Origin of the sequence: Paenibacillus hodogayensis (assembly GCF_039536325.1) — a bacterium.
In the GTDB taxonomy this organism is placed as follows: Bacteria; Bacillota; Bacilli; order Paenibacillales; family NBRC-103111; genus Paenibacillus_AB; species Paenibacillus_AB hodogayensis.
The window spans coordinates 133,797-158,036 of sequence record NZ_BAAAYO010000014.1; the positions used below are offsets into that span (position 1 = coordinate 133,797).

Annotated in this window: 23 protein-coding genes; 5 read left to right on the top strand and 18 right to left on the bottom strand. The window is 59.0% G+C overall.

The features are described 5' to 3' along the window. Positions 1 to 6: 6 nt before the first annotated feature. From ABD796_RS28675 to ABD796_RS28690, 4 genes are all read right to left on the bottom strand, one after another. Entirely contained in the window at positions 7 to 1,455 is a 1,449-nt protein-coding gene (locus tag ABD796_RS28675) for a nicotinate phosphoribosyltransferase (protein ID WP_344914850.1), read from the bottom strand. 18 nt (positions 1,456 to 1,473) lie between these two features. Then, the gene (locus tag ABD796_RS28680) at positions 1,474 to 2,031 is read right to left on the bottom strand and encodes a cysteine hydrolase family protein (RefSeq protein WP_344914852.1); all 558 of its coding nucleotides are present in this window, start codon (positions 2,029 to 2,031) and stop codon (positions 1,474 to 1,476) included. Positions 2,032 to 2,106: 75 nt separating this feature from the next. Further along, positions 2,107 to 2,892 (bottom strand): NUDIX domain-containing protein, encoded by a 786-nt coding sequence (locus ABD796_RS28685; protein WP_344914854.1) that lies wholly within the window; start codon positions 2,890 to 2,892, stop codon positions 2,107 to 2,109. A gap of 167 nt (positions 2,893 to 3,059) precedes the next feature. Next, positions 3,060 to 3,464, bottom strand: a complete 405-nt coding sequence (locus ABD796_RS28690) for a DUF3221 domain-containing protein (RefSeq protein ID WP_344914856.1) — start codon at positions 3,462 to 3,464, stop codon at positions 3,060 to 3,062. 193 nt (positions 3,465 to 3,657) lie between these two features. On the opposite strand from ABD796_RS28690, the gene ABD796_RS28695 reads away from it, so the two are divergent. Continuing rightward, the gene (locus ABD796_RS28695; RefSeq protein ID WP_344914858.1) at positions 3,658 to 3,882 is read left to right on the top strand and encodes a hypothetical protein; all 225 of its coding nucleotides are present in this window, start codon (positions 3,658 to 3,660) and stop codon (positions 3,880 to 3,882) included. Between the two features lie 138 nt (positions 3,883 to 4,020). Further along, on the top strand, positions 4,021 to 4,554 hold the full coding sequence (locus ABD796_RS28700) for a 5' nucleotidase, NT5C type (protein WP_344914860.1): 534 nt from the start codon (positions 4,021 to 4,023) through the stop codon (positions 4,552 to 4,554). A gap of 4 nt (positions 4,555 to 4,558) precedes the next feature. On the opposite strand, the gene hflX is transcribed toward ABD796_RS28700, so the two are convergent. Together hflX and ABD796_RS28710 are read right to left on the bottom strand one after the other, a co-directional pair. Next, the gene (gene hflX / locus ABD796_RS28705) at positions 4,559 to 5,818 is read right to left on the bottom strand and encodes a GTPase HflX (protein WP_344914862.1); all 1,260 of its coding nucleotides are present in this window, start codon (positions 5,816 to 5,818) and stop codon (positions 4,559 to 4,561) included. Positions 5,819 to 6,454: 636 nt separating this feature from the next. After that, positions 6,455 to 7,852, bottom strand: coding sequence for a M23 family metallopeptidase (locus ABD796_RS28710; RefSeq protein WP_344914864.1), 1,398 nt, complete (start codon positions 7,850 to 7,852; stop codon positions 6,455 to 6,457). 203 nt (positions 7,853 to 8,055) lie between these two features. Between ABD796_RS28710 and ABD796_RS28715 the strand changes: the two genes are divergently transcribed. After that, a complete protein-coding gene (locus tag ABD796_RS28715) occupies positions 8,056 to 9,978 on the top strand; it encodes a WG repeat-containing protein (RefSeq protein WP_344914866.1) in 1,923 nt (640 codons plus the stop codon). Positions 9,979 to 10,042: 64 nt separating this feature from the next. Here the strand turns inward: ABD796_RS28715 and ABD796_RS28720 are convergent, their stop codons facing one another. Next, positions 10,043 to 11,212 carry an N-acetylmuramoyl-L-alanine amidase family protein gene (locus ABD796_RS28720; RefSeq protein WP_344914868.1) on the bottom strand — a complete coding sequence of 390 codons (1,170 nt, stop codon included), beginning with the start codon at positions 11,210 to 11,212 and terminating at the stop codon, positions 10,043 to 10,045. A 383-nt stretch (positions 11,213 to 11,595) separates the two neighbouring features. Between ABD796_RS28720 and ABD796_RS28725 the strand changes: the two genes are divergently transcribed. Then, positions 11,596 to 12,537 carry a polysaccharide deacetylase family protein gene (locus tag ABD796_RS28725; RefSeq protein ID WP_344914871.1) on the top strand — a complete coding sequence of 314 codons (942 nt, stop codon included), beginning with the start codon at positions 11,596 to 11,598 and terminating at the stop codon, positions 12,535 to 12,537. A gap of 100 nt (positions 12,538 to 12,637) precedes the next feature. Here ABD796_RS28725 and ABD796_RS28730 read toward each other — a convergent pair whose 3' ends face one another. Continuing rightward, a complete protein-coding gene (locus ABD796_RS28730) occupies positions 12,638 to 13,714 on the bottom strand; it encodes a nitric oxide synthase oxygenase (RefSeq protein WP_344915381.1) in 1,077 nt (358 codons plus the stop codon). A 156-nt stretch (positions 13,715 to 13,870) separates the two neighbouring features. Continuing rightward, positions 13,871 to 14,428 carry a hypothetical protein gene (locus tag ABD796_RS28735; protein ID WP_344914873.1) on the bottom strand — a complete coding sequence of 186 codons (558 nt, stop codon included), beginning with the start codon at positions 14,426 to 14,428 and terminating at the stop codon, positions 13,871 to 13,873. Positions 14,429 to 14,690: 262 nt separating this feature from the next. Between ABD796_RS28735 and ABD796_RS28740 the strand changes: the two genes are divergently transcribed. Beyond that, complete coding sequence (locus tag ABD796_RS28740; protein ID WP_344914875.1) at positions 14,691 to 15,002, top strand: antibiotic biosynthesis monooxygenase; 312 nt, start codon at positions 14,691 to 14,693, stop codon at positions 15,000 to 15,002. A 195-nt stretch (positions 15,003 to 15,197) separates the two neighbouring features. Here ABD796_RS28740 and ptsP read toward each other — a convergent pair whose 3' ends face one another. The 9 genes from ptsP to ABD796_RS28785 form a co-directional block, all read right to left on the bottom strand. Next, positions 15,198 to 16,997, bottom strand: coding sequence for a phosphoenolpyruvate--protein phosphotransferase (gene ptsP, locus ABD796_RS28745; protein ID WP_344914877.1), 1,800 nt, complete (start codon positions 16,995 to 16,997; stop codon positions 15,198 to 15,200). Further along, positions 16,997 to 17,263, bottom strand: coding sequence for an HPr family phosphocarrier protein (locus ABD796_RS28750; protein ID WP_344914879.1), 267 nt, complete (start codon positions 17,261 to 17,263; stop codon positions 16,997 to 16,999). Before ABD796_RS28750 ends, ptsP begins: the two co-directional genes overlap by 1 nt. 17 nt (positions 17,264 to 17,280) lie before the next feature. Then, positions 17,281 to 18,015 (bottom strand): SIS domain-containing protein, encoded by a 735-nt coding sequence (locus ABD796_RS28755; protein ID WP_344914881.1) that lies wholly within the window; start codon positions 18,013 to 18,015, stop codon positions 17,281 to 17,283. Positions 18,016 to 18,079: 64 nt separating this feature from the next. Continuing rightward, the gene (locus ABD796_RS28760; protein WP_344914883.1) at positions 18,080 to 18,823 is read right to left on the bottom strand and encodes a creatininase family protein; all 744 of its coding nucleotides are present in this window, start codon (positions 18,821 to 18,823) and stop codon (positions 18,080 to 18,082) included. Positions 18,824 to 18,836: 13 nt separating this feature from the next. Beyond that, on the bottom strand, positions 18,837 to 19,829 hold the full coding sequence (locus ABD796_RS28765; RefSeq protein ID WP_344914885.1) for a phosphotriesterase family protein: 993 nt from the start codon (positions 19,827 to 19,829) through the stop codon (positions 18,837 to 18,839). Positions 19,830 to 19,933: 104 nt separating this feature from the next. Beyond that, positions 19,934 to 21,229, bottom strand: coding sequence for a PTS ascorbate transporter subunit IIC (gene ulaA, locus ABD796_RS28770; RefSeq protein WP_344914887.1), 1,296 nt, complete (start codon positions 21,227 to 21,229; stop codon positions 19,934 to 19,936). Positions 21,230 to 21,256: 27 nt separating this feature from the next. Then, complete coding sequence (locus ABD796_RS28775) at positions 21,257 to 21,523, bottom strand: PTS sugar transporter subunit IIB (protein WP_344915383.1); 267 nt, start codon at positions 21,521 to 21,523, stop codon at positions 21,257 to 21,259. Between the two features lie 94 nt (positions 21,524 to 21,617). Next, positions 21,618 to 22,049 carry a PTS sugar transporter subunit IIA gene (locus ABD796_RS28780; RefSeq protein ID WP_344914889.1) on the bottom strand — a complete coding sequence of 144 codons (432 nt, stop codon included), beginning with the start codon at positions 22,047 to 22,049 and terminating at the stop codon, positions 21,618 to 21,620. Between the two features lie 22 nt (positions 22,050 to 22,071). Further along, positions 22,072 to 24,189: a BglG family transcription antiterminator gene (locus ABD796_RS28785; protein WP_344914891.1), complete on the bottom strand. Its 2,118-nt coding sequence runs from the start codon at positions 24,187 to 24,189 to the stop codon at positions 22,072 to 22,074. Positions 24,190 to 24,240 lie beyond the last annotated feature (51 nt).

Sequence of the window (24,240 nt, forward strand, 5' to 3'; positions counted from 1 at the left end):
CTGGCCCTAAAGTTGTTTCGTATACCGGTGCAGCAAGTTCATTTTCAGCTCCCAAGCGGCTTCGCTCAAATCGACCGGATACGTCTCCGGATTCAGCTTGCGCAAATATTCCGGCCAGAACAGCTTCAACTGCTCCGCATGATAGGCACGGATTTCATCGAGCGTAGGCAGGTCGCCGACCAGCTCTCCGCCTTCGAATACCGGCCGCAGCAGCGGGCGCGCCTCGTAACCCTCGACATACTTGTGCAAATACGGATGCACCGGGTCGAACAGCTTGATGCGTTTTCCAACCCGGACGTCCTCTTCCTCATGCAGCGCCACATAATCCGCTTCGGCTTTGCCGGTTTGCCGGTTGACGATGCGGTAGACGTCCTTTAGTCCGGGCGTGGTCACCTTCTCCGGGTTGCCGGATATTTTGATGACCGGCACATACGCTCCGTCCTTCTCGCGCGCCACCAGCTTGTAGACGCCGCCGAGCGCGGGCTCGCTGCCCCCGGTAATGAGCTGGGTGCCGACGCCCCACGTATCGATGCGCGCGCCTTGCGCCTTCAGGTTGAAGATAAGCGTTTCGTCCAGATCGTTGGAGGCGACAATTTTCACATAAGGCAGCCCCGCCTCATCGAGCATCTCGCGCGCCCGTTTGGACAGGAAAGCCAGGTCCCCGCTGTCGAGGCGGATCGCATTCATCCGCTTGCCCTTGGCTTCCAGCTTCTTCGCCGTCCGAATCGCGTTCGGCACGCCGCTTGCCAGCGTATCGTACGTGTCCACGAGCAGCGTCACCTGATCCGGCAAAGCCGCCGCGTAGCGGTCGAACGCCTCCGACTCCGTATCGTGCCCTTGCACCCAAGCATGCGCATGCGTTCCTTTGGTGGAAATGCCAAACCGCATCCCGGCCAGCATGTTCGAGGTGGCGTGGAAGCCGGCGATATAAGCGGCACGCGCCCCCCATACCGCCGCATCCGCTTCTTGCGCCCGCCGCGTTCCGAACTCCAGCAGTACGTCGTCGCCGGCAACCCCTTTGATCCGCGAAGCTTTCGTAGCGATAAGCGTCTGGTAGTTCATGAAATTAAGCACAGCCGTCTCGATCAGCTGCGTCTCGAAAATTCGGCCTTCTACGCGAACGAGCGGTTCGTTCGGGAAGACGATCGTGCCTTCGGGAACGGCATCCATCCGGGCGGTAAAGCGGAACCGGCGCAGCTCGTCCAGAAAGGCCGGCTCGTAATGTTCCTCCTGCTCGGCCAAGTAGGCGATCTCCTCATCCCCGAACGACAAACTGCGAATATAGTCCACGATCCGCTCCAGCCCGGCGAAGACGGCATAGCCGTTGCCGAACGGGAGACGGCGGAAGTAAACGTCGAAGACGGCTTTGTCGTTTTGCGTGCCGTTCACCCAATGCGCGTACATCATGTTGATCTGGTATTTATCGGTATGCAAAGTCATGTTGCCGTTAACCATCGTCTTTCCACCCTTTCTTTATACCCGTACCGTCTGACCGTCTCTAAGCAATACGGCCCCAAGCGTATTCTGAAAATGCTGCAGCGCCCAATCGTGTCCCGCCGGATTGAACGAGGCGACCGCATCCTCGTGTACGAATACGGCGTAGCCTTTATTGTAGGCGTCGACGGCGGTATGCAGCACGCAAATATCCGTGCAAACCCCAACCAAATGTAGCTCGTCGATATGCCGCTCTCTTAAACGAAGCTCCAAGTCCGTGCCGCTGAAGGCGCTGTATCGCGTTTTATCCATCCAGTAGATGCTCTCCCGGCGATTGCGATAGACGTCGTCCAGCTCGCCGTACAGGTTCCGTCCGTCGGTTCCGCGGATATTATGCGGCGGGAACAGCTTGTGCTCGGGATGATAAGCATCGTCCCGCTCATGCAAATCGACCGCCATGACGACAAATTCGTCTTGCGCGGCGAACGACTCGGTCAACTCCGCGATGCGGCGCTCGATATCGATCGCCGGCTGCCCGCAGGGCAAGCTGCCGACTACAAAATCGACGGTGTAATCGATCACGATCAAAGCTTTCATCTTCATGTCCTCCTCTTGGGGTGCTGCGTATCCGTATATTTGTGTATCCGTCTATTTGTGTATTCGTATATCGGTCTATCCGTATATCGACAGCCTGGGTTTGTAATCGGTAAACCGGTACAGTTGGGCCGCGCGCTGCGAATACCGGTTGGACAGCTTGCCTCGTCCCTGCTCGTCCGTCACTTCCTCCAGAATACCCTGACGGCTTTGGGTGGACGTAATTTTGCGGATAAAGTTCTGCTCTGCGAAGTCCGGCACGACCGTGCGGATGACCTGGTACAGCTCCCCGATCGTAAATTCCGCCGGCAAAAATTCCTTTGCGATCGTCGTCGCCAGCATGTTCTCGCGTATTTTGGCCAAAGCGTCGCGCAGAATAACGCGGTGATCGAACGCCAGCTCCATCGCAAGCGCCTCGCTTACCGGAAACAATCGGACGTCGGCCGCGTCGTCCTGCGCCTTCCGCTCCGCCAAATACCGTTCATGAACGAGCGCGAAGAAGGCATGGGAGATCATCCAGCCGCGCGGATCTCGCTTCGGCTCGCTGTAGACGTTGAAATATTCCAGATGCACTTCGGCGACGCCGGTCTCCTCGGCCAGCTCGCGCCGGGCGCAGTCGTACATGCTTTCATCCTCGCCGCAAAATCCGCCCGGCAGCGCCCACTTGCCTTCGTAAGGCCAATTTTTTCGTTGGATCAGCAGCACCTGCAGGTCTCGCTCGGGCAATGCTTTCTTGCCCGCCGCCCTTTCGGTGGAAGTAATCGTGAAGATCACGATATCGCTAGGCGCGCCGTCCGGGGTACGGTACTTGCTCGCCGTATAATTCGATTCGTTCTCGATTTCGCTATCCGGATTAGGCTGCATGGTATCTCCTTGAATGTTTGTTTTGATATTATCATAATGACATATTTATTCGAAAGTGTCAAATGCATGTTTTTCGCGAACCATAAAGAACCGATCCAGGACGCCTGATCCCGAATCGGTTCCTTATTTGATGGTTTCCAGTATCGATCCCCGCGACAGCCGCTCCGTCAAGAGCCTTTGCCCGTCCCAGCGGGGCCCGCGTCCGTAATGACGACCTCTGCGGCTTGCGCCTGCACCGGATTCGACTCCATTACTTCTCCGGTAAACTTGACCTCCACCTTCTGCCCGGATTTCAGATCGAGCGGGGTGGCCTTCACCTTTTTGCCGTCCTGAAGCTTATACACCTTGGCGCTTTTGGGTACGCTGACGCTCGCATTGTCATATTTCGTATCGTCTTCCTTCTTGCCCTCTACCAGAACAAGACTGCCGCCCGGATCTCCGGGCAGCTCTCCCGTAGCGATCACCGCTCCGCGAACCGCCACGCCCTGATCGGCCGGCGCCTTACCTTGTCCGCAGCCTTGCGCCAGCAGCAGGCCGCTTAGCAGCAAGAGAGTCGCCGCTATCTTTCTCATCGTCTCTCCTCCTTCATTCCGTCTATCCTTATACAGCTTTCCCATATGGACGCAGAAACTATGCCGAAAGTTGCGGGCGAGCTCAAAAAGGTAGCTTCCAGCGGATTTCCTTGGACATGCGGGTATTGGCAGTGACCGATCCCGCCGCGACAACATTAACTGTAGTAGTTTCATAGAAAGCGAGGTGATTCGAGTGAGCAGCTTCCGTACCGATTTCGTCACGATCATATTTCGCCGGGTAGCCGGCGTCCGCATCATCCGCAGGTTTCGCATTGTAGGCACTGCCTTTCCATGCAGACGTTTCCTGTTCATAGGCGGCCGCGTCCTGAACGCAGAGCGCTGCCTGCTGGCTAACGGGTTTCGTATAATCTCGTCCAGACGCAACACGCTTGTTTTTGCCCGTAAAATTTTTCTGTAATTAAGCGATTCGGCAGCCCCTCCGGGCTGCCGAATTTTTGCCTAAAGCGCCGCCGATGTCCCCGCGTGCCGGAAACCGGTTGAATATTCGGGCGGTTTTGGTTAGCATAGTAACCAAAAGAGACAGGAGCTGTTCCGGATGAGAGACACCCGAAAGCGCATCGCCATCGATATGGACGAGGTCATGGCGGACACGCTCGGCAAGATGCTGGATTGCTACAACCGCGATTACAACGATACGATTACGCTCGACCATTTGCACGGCAAGAAACTGCGGCATGTGGCCAAATGCGGCGGCGACGTATCCAAATATTTCGACGATCCTCTGTTTTTGCGGGATTTGAAGCTGCTGCCCGACAGCAAGGAGGTCATCCGCGAGCTCCAGTCGCGTTACGAGGTCTTTATCGCCACCGCGGCCATGGAGGTTCCCGCTTCCTTCGCCGCCAAATACGAATGGCTGAAAGAACACTTCGACTTCATCCCCAGCTCCCATATCGTATTTTGCGGCGACAAAAGCATCATTGACGCAGACTACCTGATCGACGACCACGCTTATCAGTTCGAGCGTTTCCGCGGCCAGGGCATCCTGTATACCGCAAGCCATAACGTCGAAGAAACCCGCTATCCGCGCGTCAACAACTGGCTGGAAGTGGCCGAGATGTTTCTGAAATAAAACATTACTGCCCGTGAACGACAAACGCGCGATATTTTTCGTAGTCGGCTGTCGAGCATTCCAGCGCCAACTTCGTGCCGTTCTCCTCGTATTCGGTATTCAACACGTGGGCGTTCTCGTTGAAGTAGGCGACTAGCTTTCCCTGATCGAACGGGATCAGCATCTCGCACTGCATATAGTTGTCGAAAATGCGGTCCCGGATGCGCTGCATCAGCTCCTCCAAGCCAGTTTTCTGCATCGCGGAAACGTATACCCGGTCTTCTTCCTGCCCCTCCGCAGCATCTCCTGCCAAATCGGCCTTGTTGTATACATACAGGACCGGAATATGATCCGCCCCCAGCTCCTTGACTGTATGGCGGGTAACGGCTATCAGCTGTTCATGCTCGGGGTTGGAGCTATCGACCACATGGAGCAGCAGGTCCGATTCGGCCACCTCCTCCAGCGTCGAGCGGAAAGCCTTGATTAGATGGTGCGGCAGGTTGCGAACGAACCCTACCGTATCGGTCAGCAGGAACGACTTGTTATCCGGCAGCTCGATGCTGCGGACGGATGTCTCCAGCGTGGCGAACAGCATGTCGCGTGCCAGCACCGGCTTGCCGCCGGACGGATCGTATAGCTCCATCATCGCGTTCATCAGACTCGATTTGCCGGCATTCGTATAGCCGACCAGGCTGACGACCGGAACCCGGTTTTTTTGCCGCTGTTTGCGCTGTACTTGACGCTGGGCGACGAGCGTCTCCAGCTCCCTGTGCAAGGCGGTTATTTTCGATTCGATGCGACGCCGGTCCAACTCGAGCTTCGTTTCCCCGACCCCTTTGTTTTTCGTGCCGACGCCTCCGCTCTGCCGTCCCAGCGATTCGCGCAGCCCGATAAGGCGGGGAAGCATGTACTGCAATTGAGCCACCTCGACCTGCAGCTGCGCTTCCCGCGTCTGGGCGCGTTCGGCGAATATGTCCAGAATCAGAATGGTGCGGTCGATCACCTTGCAAGCAAGATCTTTCTCCAGATTGCGAATTTGCGAAGGAGACAGCTCGTCGTTGAAAATGACCACATTCGCCTCAAGCTGGGCAAGCACAATCTCCAGCTCCTTCACCTTGCCGCTGCCGATATAGTGCGACGTATTCACATGACTGACCTTCTGGGTCATCTCACCGACGACCTCTACGCCGCAGGCGGCCGCCAGATTGGCCAGTTCCGCCATTGATTCGGCAAAATCCGGCTGGTTGTTCAAATTGACACCCACGACTATCGCTCGTTGTTCCATATATAAATCATCCTTTCGTTACCGTTGTTTGGAAAAACAAAAAAACACAGACGACGGGGCCGTTGCCTGTGTAGAGGGCGAAGAGGACATATGCAGGAAAAAAATCCACAAAGTGCAAGCCGAGCCACTTGCCCGTTCCGCGGTCGATACCGGGAACGACAAGTCGGCAGACAACGCCGGCAGCCGACGGCCCGGCGAGATTGCCTCGCCTACCGCCGCTTCCGAACGTCTCGCCCGCATGGGAGCTTGTGGACAGACTTATCCTGAGTCCTCTGCACACAGGCAGAGCCTTTCACGCACCTAATCATTAGCGCAAAATTCTGACTCGGATAAAATCAATCACAAGCAACCCTCCGTTTCCTGAAAGTAAGTCGATTCTACCACATGTATGCACCCTTGCGCAATGCCGCATACCGTTATAGTCAAGTCAATCGCATTAGACACAGTTCGACTATGCAGAGAAGGCGAAGGGGAGCCTTTGGGTCCGCAAAAGCGAAGCGGTCGCCTTTGAAATCGGATTCCGCCTGCTACCACCCAAACAGGGAATCCGATTTCAAGTGCGATTGGAGGAGCAAAGACTCGCCGCAGCCTCGCTTTGCCGGCGCTTTTTCTTAGGCGATTGCCCTGCCGTAATAGTCAAGGTTGCCGCTTCCACCCGAACGGCGTCGCGTTAAAGAACAGGTTCGGGTTCGCCTGCACATTATGGGCCCAGAACGTAAAATGCAGGTGCGGTCCGGTCGAGAAGCCGGTAGTCCCGACAAGTCCGATAATGTCGCCCTTCTTCACCCGGTCTCCGGTCTTGACCCGCAGCTCGGACAGGTGCGCATATTGCGAGAACAGCCCCATGCCGTGATCGAGATAGATCGCATTGCCGGTCAAATACAGACTGTCGGCCAAAGCCACGATGCCGTCGTTCGTCGCCTGGATCGGCGTCCCTTCCTTGGCCGCCAAATCAATGGCCAGGTGCGAGCTGTCCAGCTTGCCGTTAACGTAGCGCGTATAGCCATACGGCGTCGTCAGAATACCTTGAATCGGCTGCACGAACGGGCCGGTAAACAGAAATTCCGGCTCGGACTTGCTGCGCGCCGCATCGACCTTCTTCTGGTCGGCCTCAATGCGGTCAGTATCCTGCTTCATGCTTTCCATCTGCTTCGATACTTGCAAATATTGCGTCTCAAACTTCTTCGCTTTAATTGTCAGCAGTTGATCCCCGATCGGATAGTCGCCGGGCTTGACCGACAGCGTAACCGGCAAATACGTATAATAGCCGGCGCCGAACGGCTGCAGCGGGTACGTCTTGCCTTGCCATTCCACCTGCCCCGGTCGATTGCCCCGCACCAGCACGGCGTCACCCGGCGACGCCTGGCTCGGCATAATCGTCCACGCGGAGCGGAGCGCCTGCCGCGCCTGCTCCGGCGTGGCGAAGAAGGCCGCTTCCTGCGCGGTTTGCTCCTCGCGCCTCTTCTCCGCCTGCACCGCATCCAACACGACGGCCGTCACCTTCGCCTGCCAAGTCGTTCCGCCGTCTGTCGTCACGAGCAGCGGAGCGGGCAGCTCCGCTGCGTCGGCCACAAGCGCCCAGCCGAGCCGGTCGGTCATAAATTGCGCCTGCTTGACCGTATACGGTGTCGCCTCCAAGACCACTGTCTCCAACTTCGCCGCCTCCGCAGGCGCCAGGCTCCATTCCGAACGGGCGGCTGGCGCCGCAACGCCTTCCCCCGCTTCTCCTCCCTGCGCGTGAGCATCCCGCCACGTTGCGCCTGCATCGTCCGTCGCCTTCACGGTTCCGTCCGAATAACGCAGCCAGCCGTGCTCGAAATCGCTCATGCGGAATTCGACCGCCTCCGGCGCGCGCTTAATAAACGGCAGCGATTCGATAAAAGTGCCGGGGGACGGCGCGTGCGCGGGGCGCTGCCCGTATACCAGCACGGTCGCTCCGGCGGCCAGCGCCACCGTTACGAGCAGCCCCAGACCGAGCCTGCGGCGGCTTCGCGCCCCAGAGCTTCCTCTTGAAGCATATTTACGAACATCCATGATCCGGATTAGCCCTCCCTTATGATGATGTACAAGATTCTCAAGATCTCTACTTTCTATAGTAATCAAGAAGCTGTCTTTTTTCCAATCCCCAGTCACATCGTGCCCCATACAATGGCTCCGTTCGGACGTCCCCTGTCACCAATGCGCCCATCCGCCCATATGCTGTAGGCAAGATCTTATTTGCGAGGAGTTTGAGCCGCATGATGAACGAGTTTCAAACGGAAGGCTTGCGGACAAGGACCCGGCCGGCATCTCCCTTCCCGGCTGGCGGCGGTCCGTCGTTCGGAACGATGCCCGTATGGTACGGAAATCGGCTGGTTATTGTCGTAGCCTGCTTCCCCGATGCCGAGGCGGCAGCCCGCTGCGGCGCTCCCCTGCTTGCCGCGCGCAGCGGCATGGAGCGCGCAGCTGTGCGCGCGATCCCGCTTTACCCGGTACAGGTCAAGACGAGCCGCGGCAACCTGTGGGGCTATATCGACGAGCGCGGGCGGGTCGTGCTAGCGCCGCAGTACGAGTACGCCCTCGATTTTCAGAACAACGGCCTGGCTATCGTTCAGACTCACGACAAGCAGGGCGTTATCGACGCATCCGGCCGGTTTGTCATTCAACCGGTCTACGAATCGATCTCCCCTTTCTCGGAAGGCCGGTCCGCGGCGATCGACAGCCAAGGCTTCCGGGTCATCGACGAACGCGGGCGCGTGCTGACACCGGGCGCTTATTCGTATATCGGATCATACCGGGAGGGGAGGGCGGTTTTCGCCAAAAGCGGCCACGAGGGGGAAAGCCGGTACGGCTATTTGGATCGCGACGGCAAAGAAGTCATTCCCGACCGCTTCGTGGAAGCCGGCGATTTCTCCGGCGGACGGGCGCTCGTCAAGCTCGGGGATAACCGCTATGCGTTGATCGACCCGAACGGCCGCCAGTTGGCGGCATTCTCTTACGCCTACGTAGGGCCGCCCGGGGAAGGACTGCTGGCCTTTCAACAGGAAGCGAACGGCAAGAACGGCTATATCGACGAGAAGGGCAACGTCGTCATCCCTCCCCGTTTTACCGCAGCGCTTCCTTTCCAGGACGGCCGGGCTGTCGTCAATACCGCCGAGGACTACCATAACCGTTACGGCCTGATCGACCGGAAAGGCTCGTTTGTCATCCAGCCGGTTTACAACGAAATCAACCCGCTGGGGGAAAAAAGGCTAGCCGTCGGCAAAGCTATCGATCCGCAGCAGCCGTTCATCGGTTCGACGTATGCGCTGGCCGATACGGACGGACGATTGCTGACCGATTTCCGTTTCCGTTCCATCGGCGAATTTCATCAAGGTTACGCCCCGGTATCGGATCGCACATCCACGTATTGGATCGATACGAACGGTCGGGCGGCAGCGAATTTGCCGAAAGCGGCGGGAAGCGGAACGATGGCTTTTATCGGCAAGCTGGTCAGCGCGAACATCGATCAGCGTTTGTCCTATTACGACCGGACGGGACGCCTCGTCTGGCAGCCGAGCCCGGTCATTCCGCTTAAGCCGCCTTTTGCCGTAAGAGAAGTGAAATTCAAACCGAACCCGGACTATCTCGTCTATTATCCGCAAGTCGAGGGAATGGCCGATCCGAACGCCGAACGGAAGGTCAACCTCCGGCTGAAGCAGCTTTCCGCCGTAAAGCCGGTTCCGGCGCACGAGCAGTTGGAGGCCAGCTACACGGGCGATTTTGCCGTAGCCTTCTACCGCAATCATCTGCTCGTCCTGCAGCTGGACGGCTACAATTTCCCGTTCGGAGCGGCGCACGGCATGCCGTCGAGAGAATACGTCCACGTGAATCTGCTGAACGGCGACATGTACGCGCTGAAGGACTTGTTCAAGGCCGGCAGCCCTTACGTGAACCGCATCAGCGATATCATCCGCAAGCGGATTGCCACCGATCCCGCGTACAGCTACGTATTCCCCGGCAGCTTCAAGCAGATCGCTCCCGACCAATTGTTCTACGTAACCGGGGACGCCTTGCACATCGTCTTCCCTCCTTACGAAATCGCCCCTTACGCCGCCGGCTTCCCGACGTTCACGATCCCTTATGCGGAGCTTGCCGATATCATCGACACGAGCGGCGCCTTCTGGAAATCGTTCCACTAAACCATAAAACCTCCAGTCCCACCGGAAGGGTGGAACTGGAGGTTATGGAATGCCGGAAGCCGCATCAGCCGCCGAAGTAATCCTTCAGTCCGGCAACGATGGCCTGTGCCGCTTTCTTCTGATAATCGTCCTTGCGCACAAGCGCCTCGTCGCCCGAATCGCTCAGAAAGCCGAGCTCCAGCAATACGGCTGGCCGGTTATTTTCCCGAAGCACATGGTAGTCGCCGAAGGAAATGCCGTTGCTTTTCAAGCCGGTGCCTTTGCCCAAGCGGGCTTCGATGCTTCTTGCGAGCGGACGGTCTTTGGATTCCGAGTAATAGTACGTCAGCGTGCCGGACACTTTTTTGGGAGACGCGTTATAATGAACGCTGATGAAAGCGTCCGCCCGCTTGCTGTTGCTGACAGCGGCTCGATCGGACAGATCGGGCTGCTCGTCGTCGCGCGTCCGGGTCATGACCACCTTCGCTCCGGCGGAACGGAGCTCCTCCGCCAAATACTTGGCGGTTTTCAGGTTGACGGTTTTCTCCGACGTCTTGTAGGTGCCTCCGATGACGCCCGGATCGTTGCCACCGTGTCCCGGATCGATCACGATCAGCTTGCCCTTGAGCCCGCCCTTGGGCGTTGGCGCTTGATCCTTCGTCTGCTCCTTGTACGCGGTTTTGGCGACCGCCGTATCGCTGGACTCGTCCACATAACGCGCCGACACCCAGCCGGCATTTCCTTGCGGCGTCTTCACCTGAAGCCAGCCGTCCTGCCGCTTGACAATCGCAAGCCGGGTTCCCTTCGCCACCAGCTCCAGCGCCTTGGAGTCGGTCCCGGGGCCGCTGCGCAGCCACAGCTGGTCTGCCTGGACGGTTCCGGACGTACTGCCGGAGGCGTTCGCCACCGATACGTCGGACTTCCCGCTCGTCTTCGATGCGGTAGTTCCCGATTTCGAGTCGGAGGTTGAACCCGCTTTCACCAAATAGTGGCCGGCCACCCAACCCGTCAGCTTGCCAGACTGTACTTTGGCCCAACCGTAGGATTCCGTCGAAACGCTGACGACCGCGCCCTTGCTTAAGGAGCCGACTACCGCCCCGCGGGCGGCCGGTTCGGCGCGAATGATCAGCGAGTCGGTCGCTACCCGGGCCGAAAAAGAGTCGGCATGCGCTTTTTCCGCCAATGGCAGCAGGAGGCCCAGCAGGCCGAATAGCAAGGCGCACAGGAAAGCCGCTTTCCGTACCATTCGATTCATAGTAGCCCTCTTGATTCCGTTATGCGTATTTTATTGCTATGCTTTAATCTACCATTTCCGACACGAGGACACAACCACCGACAGAACCGTTTTTTCGCCCTTCAGACCATAAAAACGGCTCGAAGAACGTCGAATGGACTCCGTTTCGACGTTAACGGCGCAGTTTTTCGAGAGACGCTGTCGCCTCTCCCAGCCGCCTGACAGCAGCAATGGCGGCGGTTATCGCCGCATTTCGGGCAGCCGCTTCCCGAGTTCAACAAATCCCGCCCCGACGGCACCAAAAAAATTGCAAAAAAGCGGCGAAACGTGTAAACTATTGCATTCAATATACCGTCAAATAGAGTATAGAGAACAGCGTGGCTGGTGAGAGAGGGACTGGGCTTATGGGAAGACGAAGAGGTTGGAAAGTAACGGTGATGAGTGCGGTCATGCTGTTGATTTTTACCGGCTACACCAGCGAAACGACGGTGCTGACCGGGGGCGAGCCTTTATTGGCCGGGCCCGGCATGACGGCGGATAACGCCGGGGAGGAAAGCGCAGTCGTTTCGGCGAAAAATCCGTCCGCCGCCACAGGCAAAGCGTCCCAGCCGGGGGCAACGACGAACGAGCGGGGTGCCGGGACGCCGGCTGCCGCGACGAAGGCGAACGGGGGCACGGTTGCCAATCCCCCGCTACAGCCGGCCAAAACCGACACGCCGACGTCCGGGAGCGTCAAGCAGGCGGGAACGCGCAAGCACGATGAAAAGCGGGTCGCTTTGACGTTCGACGACGGCCCGGACAAGAAGTACACGCCGCTTATCCTGGAGGTCTTGAAGAAGCAGGAGGTCAAGGCTACCTTTTTCGTCGTCGGCTTGCAAGTGTCCAAGTATGGGGATATGCTCAAGCGGATTTCGGAAGAAGGGCACGCCATCGGCAACCATACGTGGGATCATGCGGACTTGACCAAGCGGACTACAAAGGAAGTAGCGGAAGAAATCGACAAAGCCGATGAAGCCATTCGCCATGCGCTAGGCAAGAACACCGACTTGTTCCGCGCACCCTACGGAGCGACCAACGACAACGTCAAGCAAGCCGTAGGCCAGGAACGCCGTTCGATCGGCTGGACCGTCGATACCCGCGACTGGGCCGGTACAACCCCGGCGGAAATGCTGGAGAAGGTGAAGAAGCAGACGAAACCTGACGGTATTATTCTGATGCACTGCTTCGGCGGCAAGAACGGCAAGCTGGACAACACCATCGAGGCGCTTCCGCAAGTGATCGACTATTTAAGAGGGGAAGGCTTCACCTTCGTCACCGTACCCGAGCTGCTGGCCGAGCAAGCGTAACCGGCAAAGGTCTGTCCCAAAAACCAAACAAAGAAGCTTCCGGAGCCGCTCAGCGCGGGGATGGAAGCTTCTTTTGCCGATTTCGTTACGCAGGTGAGCCTCAATCGTCCTCAAGCTCCTGGTAGAAAAAATTCGGCGTGACGACCCGATCGGTATAATGTTTATGAAAAATCGACGTCGTGGCCGGAGAAACGGGAGGGATAAGCCAAGTCCAATCCCCTGTCGTCTCCCGGCCGCTTCGGCGCTCCCGCTCCTCGAAGCTGGCGAACTGTTTCGCGGCCGTATGATGATCGACGATCATGACGCCATGCTCGCGAAACGAGTGCAGCACCGCCACGTTCAACTCGACCAGCGCTTTGTCGCGCCACAGAGACGACTCCCGCGACGTATCCAGCCCCATCAGGGATGCGACGCGAGGCAGCATATTGTACCGGTGCACGTCGGCCAAATTACGCGCCCCGATCTCCGTTCCCATGTACCAGCCGTTGAACGGCGCCGCCGTATACGAGATGCCGCCTATTTCCAGACGCATGTTGGAGACGATCGGCACCGCATACCACTGCAGCCGCAAGTCCGCGAAAGCCGGCAGCTCCGGATGGGTCAACGGGACTTCCATCACCGTGCCCGGCGGAATCGGGAACAGACGCGGCTTGCGTCCGTCCGCTTGGACAACAAGCGGCAGGATGTCGAATGCGGTCCCTTCACCGCGCCACCCCAGCTCCATGCATCGCTTCGTAAACGATACCGAATCGGGATCGCCGACAATGCCATGCTCGGTCTCGTAGCCGGCGTAACGAATCAGTTGATAGTTCCATATGCGCACCTGCCGCCGAGGCCCGCAGAACGGACGGAAGACGGTAATCGCAGGCCGGATTTTGCCGCCGTTCGTCGCGTTGGCGATATGCGCGATCAGCGCTTCCGCCATCTGTTCTTCCGTCTCCAGCCCCCGGGCGTCCCACACTTCGAGCGTTTCCCAGAACAGCCGGCCGATGCACCGGTTGCTGTTGCGCCATGCCATCCTGGCGCCGTAGCGCAGTTCCTCCTGCGTATGCGAATAAGTGCCCGTCTCGGCGATTTCCCGTCCCGCCTCCCGCAAGCGCCGCTGTATCTCGTCTTCGCTCTTGCCCAGCTCTCTGCCGCAAGTCCGGATAAACTGTTCCGCTTCCTCCACCAGCATCGTCGTCGCCTGTATCGTCATGCGTGCTTGATCTCCGTTTCGTGTATGGCATGAATAGCTTTATTATACCTGAAACGGTCAAAAGCCAACAAACGAGCACTTTGTGAACCTTGCGCGCAAAGAAGCCCCTTTTGACAAGGAGCTTCCGTTTCGCTTCTATATAAGCTTACGCCAATTTCGGAACGAAAAGATCGCCCAGAAGCTTTTTTTGCGGACGGGGTGACGCTCGGATCGCGGGGCCATTATGGAGCGAGGCAAGCCGACCAGATAGCCGTCACCCTCTCCGCCGCCTTCGTACAGCTGCGTCGGCAACAACGTCGTCCATTCGGGCGTATTCTTGTCTGATCGATCCGGCATTCCGACCGAAAGCACTTCCTGAACGATGGAAATGTCCAGCAGAGGCTTTCTCCCCCGCTCCACCGCAAAGGGCGGCACATCCTCAACCGCAAGGGGCGGCATATTCCCGATCGTCGGCTCCTCTGCGGCGGCGGCTTCGGCGCGCCCGGCCGGATATACGGTCAACAGTTCCTCCAGCGCGTCCAGCCTGCCAAGCAGCAGACGGTTTTCCTCCTGAAGCTGCTCGATCCTTTCATTCAACACCCTCAAGGTAAGTCTTTGCTTCTGTTGGATTTCCCGCATGTCCTCGGACGGTTCGGACGGCTGCGCCAGCAGGGGATGGCCTGCAGCCATCTCCGTATGCAGTTGTTGTTCCACAATACGGCCTCCTTCATCAAGAAATACTAGAAAAGTGGTATCTCTCATCCTACAGCAATTCTATTAAGATTACTGTCGAAGGGTGCTGTCAAACCATCGGTAGTTCAGGGCAATCGCATCGGATGCAGTCAGACGCACTTTTGTCCCGCCCTCCCTGTTCCGTTATAATGAGGGGTGAGCATTCATAACGGACATGTACAAAGTCGGACTTGAGCGCGCATCGGACTTTGTACCAGCCGACTAATCGACTGGAGGAACAGCCATGTTTGTCGTAACGAACACGATCCGGATCAAAGCCGGTCACGGAAAACAAGTATCCGAGCGTTTCGCCGCCGCCAAAGGCGTTCAGCAAATGCCCGGATTCGTCCGGCTGGAGGTATGGCTCGGAGAAGGCAAGGAAGGCGAAGAAGAGCTGAAGGTATGTACCGTATGGGAGAACGAAGAAGCGTTCAAAGGCTGGACGGCCAGCGAATCGTTCCGTGAATCCCATCGCGGCGGCGGAGATACGAAGGAAGTCATGCTTGGCGCATCGCTCAACAAATACGAGCTGGTCGTCTCGCACGGCAACGTCTAAACTGTTTGCGGAGGATATCGGCGATCCGTGATTCGTGATCGTCGACCCTGCCAACTCCAACTGCCGGCTTGCATCGCCCGCCGTGAACTGCGCGCGGCGCGAACCGGCAGCAGCAATCCGCTCTACATACAAAACAGCCTCCACATCCGCGACGGGCGGATACGGGAGGCTGTTTTGGCGTTGCGGGAAAAAGCTTTATGACCGTTCCGACAAATGCACAAGCTCGCTCCGGACCGCTTCCGGCGTATCCAGCGCGGTCAGGCGGGCGGCCCATTCGCGGCATTCGCCGCTGTCCAGCCGGGACAGCGCCTGCTTCACCTTCGGAATCGAACCGATGTCCATGCTCCATTCATCGAGACCGTAGCCGAGCAGCAGCGGAGCCGCAATCGGGTCGGCGGCCATGCCGCCGCACATGCCGGTCCATTTGCCGTGCGTATGGGACGCTTCGATCACCCGTTGAATCAGCTGCAGCACAGCGGGATGGAAATAGTCGTACAGCGGGGCAACCTTCTCGTTCATCCGGTCGACCGCAAGCGTGTACTGCACCAGGTCGTTCGTGCCGATGCTGAAAAAATCGACTTCCCGCGCGAACGTATCGGCAAGCAGGGCGGCGGACGGAATCTCCACCATGATGCCCGTCTCGATCCGGTCGGCGATGCTCTGTCCTTCCTTGCGGAGGCTGGCCAGCTCCTCCTCGAACAGCGCTTTTGCCCGCCGCCATTCGCCAAGCCCCGATATCATCGGGAACATGACTTTGACCTCCCCGTGCGCGCTGGCTCTGATGATGGCGCGGAGCTGGCTGCGCAGCCAGTCTTCGCGGTCCAGACCGATGCGGATCGCGCGGTAGCCGAGGAACGGATTGGCTTCCTTGGGCAAATTCAGATAAGGCAGCGCCTTGTCTCCGCCGATGTCCAGCGTGCGGATAATGACAGGCCTTCCGTCCATCCGCCGCACCACCTCGCTGTAAGCCGCGTACTGCTCCTCCTCGTCCGGCAGACGCTCGGCGTGCATAAACAGAAACTCCGTGCGGTACAGCCCGATGCCGTCCGCTCCGCTGTCGGCGGCGGCTTCCGACTCGGCTGCCGCGCCGATATTGACGCCGATCTCGACGCGACGTCCGTCCGCCGATACGGCGGGGCGGAATCGTCCTTCCCGCTCCGAGGCGATCCGGTCGCGCTCTTCGGCCATACGCACCTCGTACGCGCGTAGCGTCTCCTCGTCCGGACGGACGATGCACAGGCCGTTCGCGCCGTCCACGATCAGCGTGTCGCCGGTTCGTACGGCGTCGAGCGGCTCGCCCGCGCCGACGATGGCCGGGATGCCGAGCGAGCGCGACAATATCGCCGTGTGCGACGTCTTTCCTCCGGTGCGGGTGACGAATGCCAGCACATACCGCTTGTCGAGCTGTACGGTCTCCGACGGCGACAAGTCCTCCGCCACGAGAATCGCTTCCTCGCGCAGACCGGCCAGGCCGGACTCTTCCCCTCCGCCTGTCAGCGCGAGGAGCAGGCGCTTGCCCACGTCGCGGATGTCGGCGGCCCGCTCGCGCATATAGGCGTTGCCGAGCGCCTCGAACTTCGCGGCGAACATCTCGACCGTATCATTTACCGCTTCCTCCGCCAGCCATCCCTCGTCCCGCACCCGCTTGGCAATGGCCGGGTAAAACGCCGGGTCGCTCAGAAAGCCGCGCTGCCCGGCGAGAATCGCCGCTTTGTCTTCGCCAAGCTCCGCCCGCGCCCGCTCGGCCAATGCCGTCAGCTGCTCGGCGCACCGCTCGCGCGCCTGCTCCAGCCGTCCGATCTCCGCTTCGGCGTTTCGCGACGGCCCATCCGATCCGCCAGGGAGGCCCGACTGCGCCCGATCCGTGCCGGCGTTCCCGTCCTTCTCCGCCGTACGCCCCGATACGCCAGATACCGGCTCATCCAGCCGGTAAGCCCGCCCGATGCGGATGCCTTCGGACACACCGATGCCGGCAATGGTCGTTGCGGCCGCCATCACGCTTCACCGAATCGGCCGTCGATCAGCTCGGCCAGCGTCTTCAGCGCCTCGGCTTCGTCCGGTCCGTCCGTCTCCAGCGTCAGACGCGAGCCCTGCGCAAGCCCCAGCGTCATCAGCTCCAACATGCTTTTGCCGTCCGCCTCCCCCGCTTCGCCGCGCACGCGTACGCTCGATGCGAAAGCGCCCGCCTTTTCCGCGAACAGCTGCGCGGGACGCACATGGAAACCTTGCTCGTTCAATACGGTCATCTCTTTGCTGATCATGATGCTTCCTCCTTATGTCAAGACAGCAGCGGGATGCGTTCGCGATATTGCGCGATGAGCGCTTCGTTATGCGCATCCGCTCCGTCAATATTTCCGCTCAAATAGACCGGCGGCTCCACGCCGCGTTCGGCCAGATCGGCGATGGCTTGCGCCAGCACCGCATTCAGGATCGTTGCCCCGATTACCGTCGACGCGGGCGTAAACGGCACCTTCACCCGCTCATGCGTCAGCACGGCGTCGCCGACCGGCGCGTGGTTGTCGATAACCAGATCGACCGCGTCCGACAGGCGCATGCCGCTCGTATGACGAGAAGGCTGACTGCTGGAATAGGCAATAGAAGTAATGCCGATCGCGAAAGCGCCTTTCGCCTTCGCCGCCAGCGCCACATCCACCGGCACCGGATTGCGCCCGGACGTAGACAACACGAACATGACTTCCCCTTCGCGTATATCTTGTCCGGCCATGAAAGCGTCCGCCAAACCGTTGCTCCGCTCCAGCTCCGAGGAACGGACCGCCCCTTCGTGCAGCATAAGCGGTTCGTAGAAAATCGGCCGGATCGGGACGAGCCCGCCTGCCCGGTAAAACACTTCCTCCGTCAAAATATGCGAATGGCCGCAGCCGAACAAATGAACGATTCCGCCGCCGGCAATACAATCCGCAACCTTCGCGGCAGCCTGCTTCATAGGTCCTTCTTCAGCAGCACGTACGTTCCTCAGCATCTTCTCCATCGTCCGAAAATACGTATCGATCATAAGTCTCTCACTCCTTCTCGATCCTTGCTCTTTCTCTAACTTGCTCACTCTCTATGCGTATCCGTTACGATTCGTCTCTGGCTGCCGCCCGTTTGGCCTTGTTGACAATTTCCGTCATCACGTTCAAGCTCGTCTCCAGGATCGCTTCGCCCTTCTCGCGCGTCGCCAGCGTGGCGTCGCCCAGCACCGCCGTCTTCGTAAAGGTTTCCCAAGGGGTCGGCGTACAGTCCGCTTCCTCGCCGATATTCGGAATATCGCAGATGGCTTTGTCCATGTCCACCAGCTCTTCCGCCAAATAAAGCATATAAGACGTCTCGATCTCGCAAGCGTGGAAATACGCGCCGTGCGCGGAGGACGACTCGCGGACGCGGGCTGTTATTTCTTTGACGCCAGGGTAGAAAAAGTAATATACCTTCAGCTCCGGCACCTTCTCGTAAAGCCTCCGGGCCGCTTCCTTCAACGCCGTGCCGTTGCCCAGATGGCCGTTCAGCATGACGAATACGCCGAATCCCTGCTGGTACAGGCTTTCCCCGATATCGCTCAGCAGCATGATCAGCGACTCGTTCGATACGCTCAAGCTGCCGGGAAAGCTGCGCAAGCTCCACACTTGGCCGTAAGGCAGCGTCGGCAGCAGATAGGCGTCCGTCCGCTCGGCCAGCTTGGCCCCCATCCGTTCGGCCAGCACGTTGTCCGTGCCGAGCGGCAGATGCGGACCATGCGCTTCCACGGCGCCGACGGGCAAAATCGCTACCCGCTTCTCGGCGATGCGCTCCTTGACATCGTAGGCGTTCTCGTATTGAAAGTGCATGAGCGCTCCCTCCTTACTTCTTGAACGAAAAGCAGGCAGCCGGATTATGGACGAAAAACTTCTCCGCCAGCTTCTCTCCGTCGAAGCCGCTCCGATTCGCTTCATCGACGAAGCGGGGCAGCCATTTCGCTTTAATGTATTCCAGACCGAGTCCATGGTCGTAATGTTTGTAGTACGTTTTGCGCGCCGTATCGCCGCTGATCAGGATCTGGTTCTCATAGCCTTTGCGCACCAGCTCCAGAATAAGCGCGATGCGCGTGCTTTCCGGGGCGTATTTGATTTTGCCGATCCCGTCGAAGCTCAGATACACGCCTGTCCGGGCAATTTGCTCGTGCAGGTAAGGGTCCGGGTTGCGGTCCATATGGCCGAGGCTGACGAAATTCAGGTCGACGCCCTCGCTTCTCAGCAGCTCAAGCTGCTCCAAGGCCATCGTGCCGACCTCCGTATGGGAATGCACCGGCGCTTTCGTCTCGTGATGCGCCCGCGCTACGGCCCGTAGCGTCTTCTCTTCGAGCGGCGTAATCCGATTGTAGCCAGTGCCGAATTTCACTTGTCCGGCTTTAAAGGGCGTGCCCTCCAGCCCTTCCTCCACCTCGCGGACGACAAACGCGGTCAATTCGTTGATCGAAGCCCGGTCGATCCATTCCGCATACGTGGCATAAGATCCGATAATCGGCTTCAGCTCTTCTTTGATACGGGCGTCCCACAGGAAGCTTTTGTTGAATCCGGCGGTTCCGACGATATGAATGCCCGTCTCCTGCCCGATCCGGCGCACCGCTTCCACATCGCGGCCGTAATCGACCGCCGTTGCGTCTACGATGGCGGATCCCCCGCATGCTTTGAAGTCCTCGACGTCCCGCTGCGATTTCTCCGGATCGTCCAGCAGCAGGTCGGATTCGCCTCGCTCCGCCCAGAAAGCCGGTCGGCAGACGATATGCTCGTGCGAATAGGTGAACCCGAGCGATTGCGGGCTTATATCTCCCTCCAGCGTTCGAATAAAGCTCATGATGATCTCTCCTTCTCTTCAAAATAACCGTCTCCGGTCCGGGCGGGACAAGCGGCCGCTTTCCGCAAAGCCGCTCCTCCCGCCCCCCGAGCCGGTTTTTCCGCTTAGAACAACAGCTTAGCCAGGAAACTGATGATCGGCCCGATAATGAACATATCCGAGTCGGCCGCCCACATCGCCGTGTCCGGGATCGTCGACGTAATGAGGAATTTCACCATAATGAATTGTCCCCAGGCGACAACGGTAGCCGTGGCGAAACCGCCGAGCAGCGCGCCGCGCGTGCCGCCTGTCGCATTGCCGAATACCCCGGCCGTGGCGCCGTGGAAGAACAGCACGATCATCGTCGGCACGAACACGTAAGATACCGTGTTGCCGAGCACGACGAGCCAGATCAAGGCGCCGACGAAGCCGCCGATAAAGCCGAGGATAACCGCGTTCGGAGCGTATGGGTACGTAACCGGGCTATCCAGCGCCGGCTTGGCGCCGGGAACGATTTTGGTAGCGATCCCGTTGAACGCGGGCACGAGCTCCCCGATAAACATCCGCACGCCCATCAACACGATGGCGATCCCGCCGGCGAACGTGAACGACTGTATGATCGAGTAAATAATAAAGTTTTGGTCGCCGGCCTTCTTGATCAACTCTTCCGCGCCGGGCGTTCCCTTCAGCATGACGACGATCGCCCCGATCAGGAATAGAGCTCCCATGCTGAGGGCCGTAATGACATTGGAATCGCGTAAAAATTCAAGACCTTTCGGCACCTTAAGCTTCTCCGAGTCGTTCTCCTTGTTGCCGAACAGCTTGCCGAGCAAGCCGCCAAGCAGCGCGACCGATGCCGACGTATGGCCGAGAGCGATATTGTCGTTGCCGGTAATTTTGCGCATCAGCGGCTGCGTCAGAGCCGGCTGGAACGTCCAGTACACGCCGAGTATGACCGCCAGGAACAGCACGAGCTTCCAGAACGCCACATCGCCTGCCGTATGAACGACGACGCCGGCAAATACCGTTGATGTCCAGAACATCATATGCCCGGTCAAATAAATGTATTTGAACTTCGTAAACCGGGCGAGCAGCACGTTGATCAGAAAGCCGAGGAACATCGCCAGCGTTACGGCGCTGCCGTACTGGGCGTTAAACTTCTCTTGGCCGAGAAATTGCCCCAGCGTTTCCGATTGCAGCCCGAATACTTCCTTCCACATCGGCTCGAACACGTTAAGCGCATTCACGATGACGCCGGCGCCGGCGCCGATGATCAAGAAGCCGATGATCGCTTTGAACGTGCCGCTGACGACTTGGCTGGTCGTCTTCTTTTGCAGCAGCAGACCGATCAGCACGATCGCGCCGAGCAGGATGGCCGGTGTTCCGAATATGTTCGTGGCAATCCAGAAAATAATGTCCATCGCGTGAACCTCCTAAGGGTATGGTGATTACTGGACAGCCGCGCTTAGCTTGCTCTTGATTTCGTTCAGGTCGAAATAGTTGTCGATGATCACGATTTGGGCGGAATGGCCCTGCAAGCTTTGCGCCAGCTCGTTGCTGGTCAAAATGTAATCGGCCTTCACTCCACTGGCGGACGAGACGTCCATATGCTCGACATCCGCTTGCACGCCGAGATCGCGGCACACGGTCTCCACATTCATCCGCAAAATCAGGCTCGTTCCTTGTCCGAGTCCGCATACGCACAGCAATTTGATCATGTGGGTAGTCCTCCTTGGGCGTCGGCGCGTACGCTCGATCGCCGGATAGTTTTGTAAGTGCCTCAAAGCGGGGTAAGGAATCTCTCTCTTTCTAAACGAGCAATGCCTGTATATCCTCCGGCTTGCCCGCCTTCCGCAGCGTAGCGATATTGGCGGGATCGTTCAGCAGAAGCGTCAGCTTTCGCAGCATGGCGATATGATCGGCGCTGGAAGAAGAGCCGAGCGCAAAGACAAGATCCACCGGATCGTTCGACGCGTGTCCGAACCGGACCGGCTGCTTCAACCGGACGAACGATACCGACGCCTCATTTACTCCGCTATCCGCTTTCGCGTGCGGCAGGGCGATACCGGGAGCGAGAACGAAGTAAGGCCCCTTCTGCCGGTACGACTCGACCATCGCCTCCGTATACGAGCGATCCGCGACCCCAGCCTCCGCCAACAGCTCCCCGGCCGCTCGGATGGCGTCCTCAGGCGTATTCGCCTCGACATCCAATGCTACCAGCTCCGCTTGCATAAACTTCATTTCCTAGTTTCCCCTTTCTCCATCAGTCGTCTTCAGCGGCGGAATGCTCTATCCATGCAGCCAACGTCTGCGCGCTGTCCGCCTCCACCATGCGCCTCCGCCCCGTTTCGTCCCGAAGCAGCAAGGTCAGCTGCCCCAGCGCGGTCAGATGCGATTCGCCGTCCGCGCTTGCCAGGACGAACAGTGCCCGCACCCGGTGTCTCGGATCTGCCGAGAAGCCTACTCCCTCCCGTACGAGCAGCAAGCTCATGCCCGTGCCCAGCACGCCTTCGTCGGGCTTCGCGTGGGCGATCGCCACATCGGGCGCTATGACAATGTACGGTCCCATCCGCTCCACCTTGTCGATCATCGCCCCGACGTACCGTTCCTCGATGAGCCCGTCTTCCAGAAGCGGGGCCGCAGCCTGTCCGATCGCCTGCCTCCAGTTTTCCAGCGTCCGGACGAAACGAATGCGCGACACCGGAAGTATACGCGGCAAATCCGGATTGTCCGGCTGCGCGTACTCAGCTCTGCCCGCCGATGTCCAATAGCCGGCCAGAGCTTCCGTCAACCCGCTTTCATCCTTCACGTCGGCGTACCGCTTGATCAGCTCGATCATGCCGTTAACCGGGTTAACGTTTCCGCCCGCCGCCTCCAGCCGGCGGTTCACCTCGTGCAGCAGATGAGCCTTTTCCCGGTCGGTCAGCACCGCATTGACTACAAAGACCGGCGCCGGCGTGTCCGGCAGCGGGACGGTGGAGAAAAAGACGTCCACCGGCATGCGGAACCGCTCGTATTCGCGAAGCGACATGACCGCAGCAATGTCCAGGTACGGAAACAGACTTTCCAGCTGAAGGCGCAGCATGCGCGACGTCGAAACTCCGTTGACGCAGACGATCGCCGCTTTGCGCCGCCGCACCGGCACCGCGTTCTGCCGGCGCAGCCAGCCCCCGAAATGCATGGCCAGATACGCCGTTTCGTCGTCGTTGACGCTCCGTTTCAGCTTTTCCTCCAGCGGTTGAACGGCCTTGCGGGTCAGCTCGAATATTTCGCGGTATTTCGAACGCATCGTATCGAGCAACGGATGCTCGACCTCCAGCCCGTACTTGATCCGGTAATAGGCGGGCTTGACGTGCAAGTAAAGCTGCTCCTCCATCTCCCCGCGCCGTTCGAAGAACACGCAGGCGTACTGCTCGAACAGGTCTATCATCCGTGTGGTCAATGCCTTGATCGCGGCGGCCTCCCCGTGCTGCGGCGCATCCGCGCCGTTAGTCGGAGCGGCGAGCCGGTTCAGCTTCGCCCCCAGCAAGTGCATCGTCAAATAGCAAACCTCGTCCTCGGGAAACTCGACCTCGAACAGCTTCTCTAGCCCTTGCGCCAGCCGCCGAGCCCCCTTGTGCTCCGGCATGCGCGACAAAATCGCCTTCTCGTCCTCGTCCAGCTTTACCGTTTCGCCCTGCTTTAACCGATGTGCGAACATGAACAGCCGGGATGACAGCATGAACACCGTCTCGTCCGTAAACTCTCTGCCGAGCGATCGTTCGCATTCCCCGACAAGCCGGTACAGCTCGGCCTGCCGCTCCTCGTCGACGAGCAGCGAGAACTGCCGTTCGGCCAAGGAGCTTTGCACCGCCCCTTGAAACTGCGAATTGAATCGCTTCCAATTGGCGTGAGCCATCACCTGCGGCAAATAATGCGCAAGCGCCTTGCGCTTTTCGCCCTCTTCGCCGGACACGACATATCCCGTTTTGCGCTCGACGTCGATCTTCAGTCCGTACGAGGCCAGTTCGCGGCGAAGCAGCTTCATATCCTGCAGCACCGTCATGCGGCTCACTTGCAAAAATTCGGTCAAATCGTGCACATAGACCGCATCGGGTCTAGTAAATAGCACGATCGCTATCCATGCTTTCCGCTCCCTGGGGGACAAAGCATACTCGTACGGCCGCATTCGGCCGGCCATTTCCGGCATGCCCGCTCTGCTCGCGTCCGACAGACGGAATCCCGCCCGCCGCACATGCTCGACCGGCTCCAGGCCGCTATCCGCCAGCCAGTCGTTCACCTTGCCCATATCGTAATAAATCGTGCGCCGGGACACTTTCAACCGCTCCATCATTTGCTCCGCCGTCACAAAGCCCGGCGTTTCCTGCAGCATGGCCAGCATCGCGGCCCGACGTTCGTCCAGTATCGGTTCATCCCTCCCGGGAGTGTCGAA

Excerpts from the sequence above, each read along its gene's own strand:
- ABD796_RS28740 (WP_344914875.1), top strand. The coding sequence starts at position 14,691 with ATGTTTGTCGTAACGAACACGATCCGGATCAAAGCCGGTCACGGAAAA.
- ulaA (WP_344914887.1), bottom strand. The coding sequence starts at position 21,229 with ATGGACATTATTTTCTGGATTGCCACGAACATATTCGGAACACCGGCC.
- hflX (WP_344914862.1), bottom strand. The coding sequence starts at position 5,818 with ATGGAACAACGAGCGATAGTCGTGGGTGTCAATTTGAACAACCAGCCG.
- ABD796_RS28710 (WP_344914864.1), bottom strand. The coding sequence starts at position 7,852 with ATGGATGTTCGTAAATATGCTTCAAGAGGAAGCTCTGGGGCGCGAAGC.
- ptsP (WP_344914877.1), bottom strand. The coding sequence starts at position 16,997 with ATGGCGGCCGCAACGACCATTGCCGGCATCGGTGTGTCCGAAGGCATC.
- ABD796_RS28685 (WP_344914854.1), bottom strand. The coding sequence starts at position 2,892 with ATGCAGCCTAATCCGGATAGCGAAATCGAGAACGAATCGAATTATACG.
- ABD796_RS28690 (WP_344914856.1), bottom strand. The coding sequence starts at position 3,464 with ATGAGAAAGATAGCGGCGACTCTCTTGCTGCTAAGCGGCCTGCTGCTG.
- ABD796_RS28755 (WP_344914881.1), bottom strand. The coding sequence starts at position 18,015 with ATGATCGATACGTATTTTCGGACGATGGAGAAGATGCTGAGGAACGTA.
- ABD796_RS28720 (WP_344914868.1), bottom strand. The coding sequence starts at position 11,212 with ATGAATCGAATGGTACGGAAAGCGGCTTTCCTGTGCGCCTTGCTATTC.
- ABD796_RS28750 (WP_344914879.1), bottom strand. The coding sequence starts at position 17,263 with ATGATCAGCAAAGAGATGACCGTATTGAACGAGCAAGGTTTCCATGTG.
- ABD796_RS28780 (WP_344914889.1), bottom strand. The coding sequence starts at position 22,049 with ATGAAGTTTATGCAAGCGGAGCTGGTAGCATTGGATGTCGAGGCGAAT.
- ABD796_RS28700 (WP_344914860.1), top strand. The coding sequence starts at position 4,021 with ATGAGAGACACCCGAAAGCGCATCGCCATCGATATGGACGAGGTCATG.
- ABD796_RS28715 (WP_344914866.1), top strand. The coding sequence starts at position 8,056 with ATGATGAACGAGTTTCAAACGGAAGGCTTGCGGACAAGGACCCGGCCG.
- ABD796_RS28730 (WP_344915381.1), bottom strand. The coding sequence starts at position 13,714 with ATGCTGGTGGAGGAAGCGGAACAGTTTATCCGGACTTGCGGCAGAGAG.
- ABD796_RS28760 (WP_344914883.1), bottom strand. The coding sequence starts at position 18,823 with ATGCACTTTCAATACGAGAACGCCTACGATGTCAAGGAGCGCATCGCC.
- ABD796_RS28680 (WP_344914852.1), bottom strand. The coding sequence starts at position 2,031 with ATGAAAGCTTTGATCGTGATCGATTACACCGTCGATTTTGTAGTCGGC.
- ABD796_RS28675 (WP_344914850.1), bottom strand. The coding sequence starts at position 1,455 with ATGGTTAACGGCAACATGACTTTGCATACCGATAAATACCAGATCAAC.
- ABD796_RS28725 (WP_344914871.1), top strand. The coding sequence starts at position 11,596 with ATGGGAAGACGAAGAGGTTGGAAAGTAACGGTGATGAGTGCGGTCATG.
- ABD796_RS28765 (WP_344914885.1), bottom strand. The coding sequence starts at position 19,829 with ATGAGCTTTATTCGAACGCTGGAGGGAGATATAAGCCCGCAATCGCTC.
- ABD796_RS28785 (WP_344914891.1), bottom strand. The coding sequence starts at position 24,189 with ATGCTGGCCATGCTGCAGGAAACGCCGGGCTTTGTGACGGCGGAGCAA.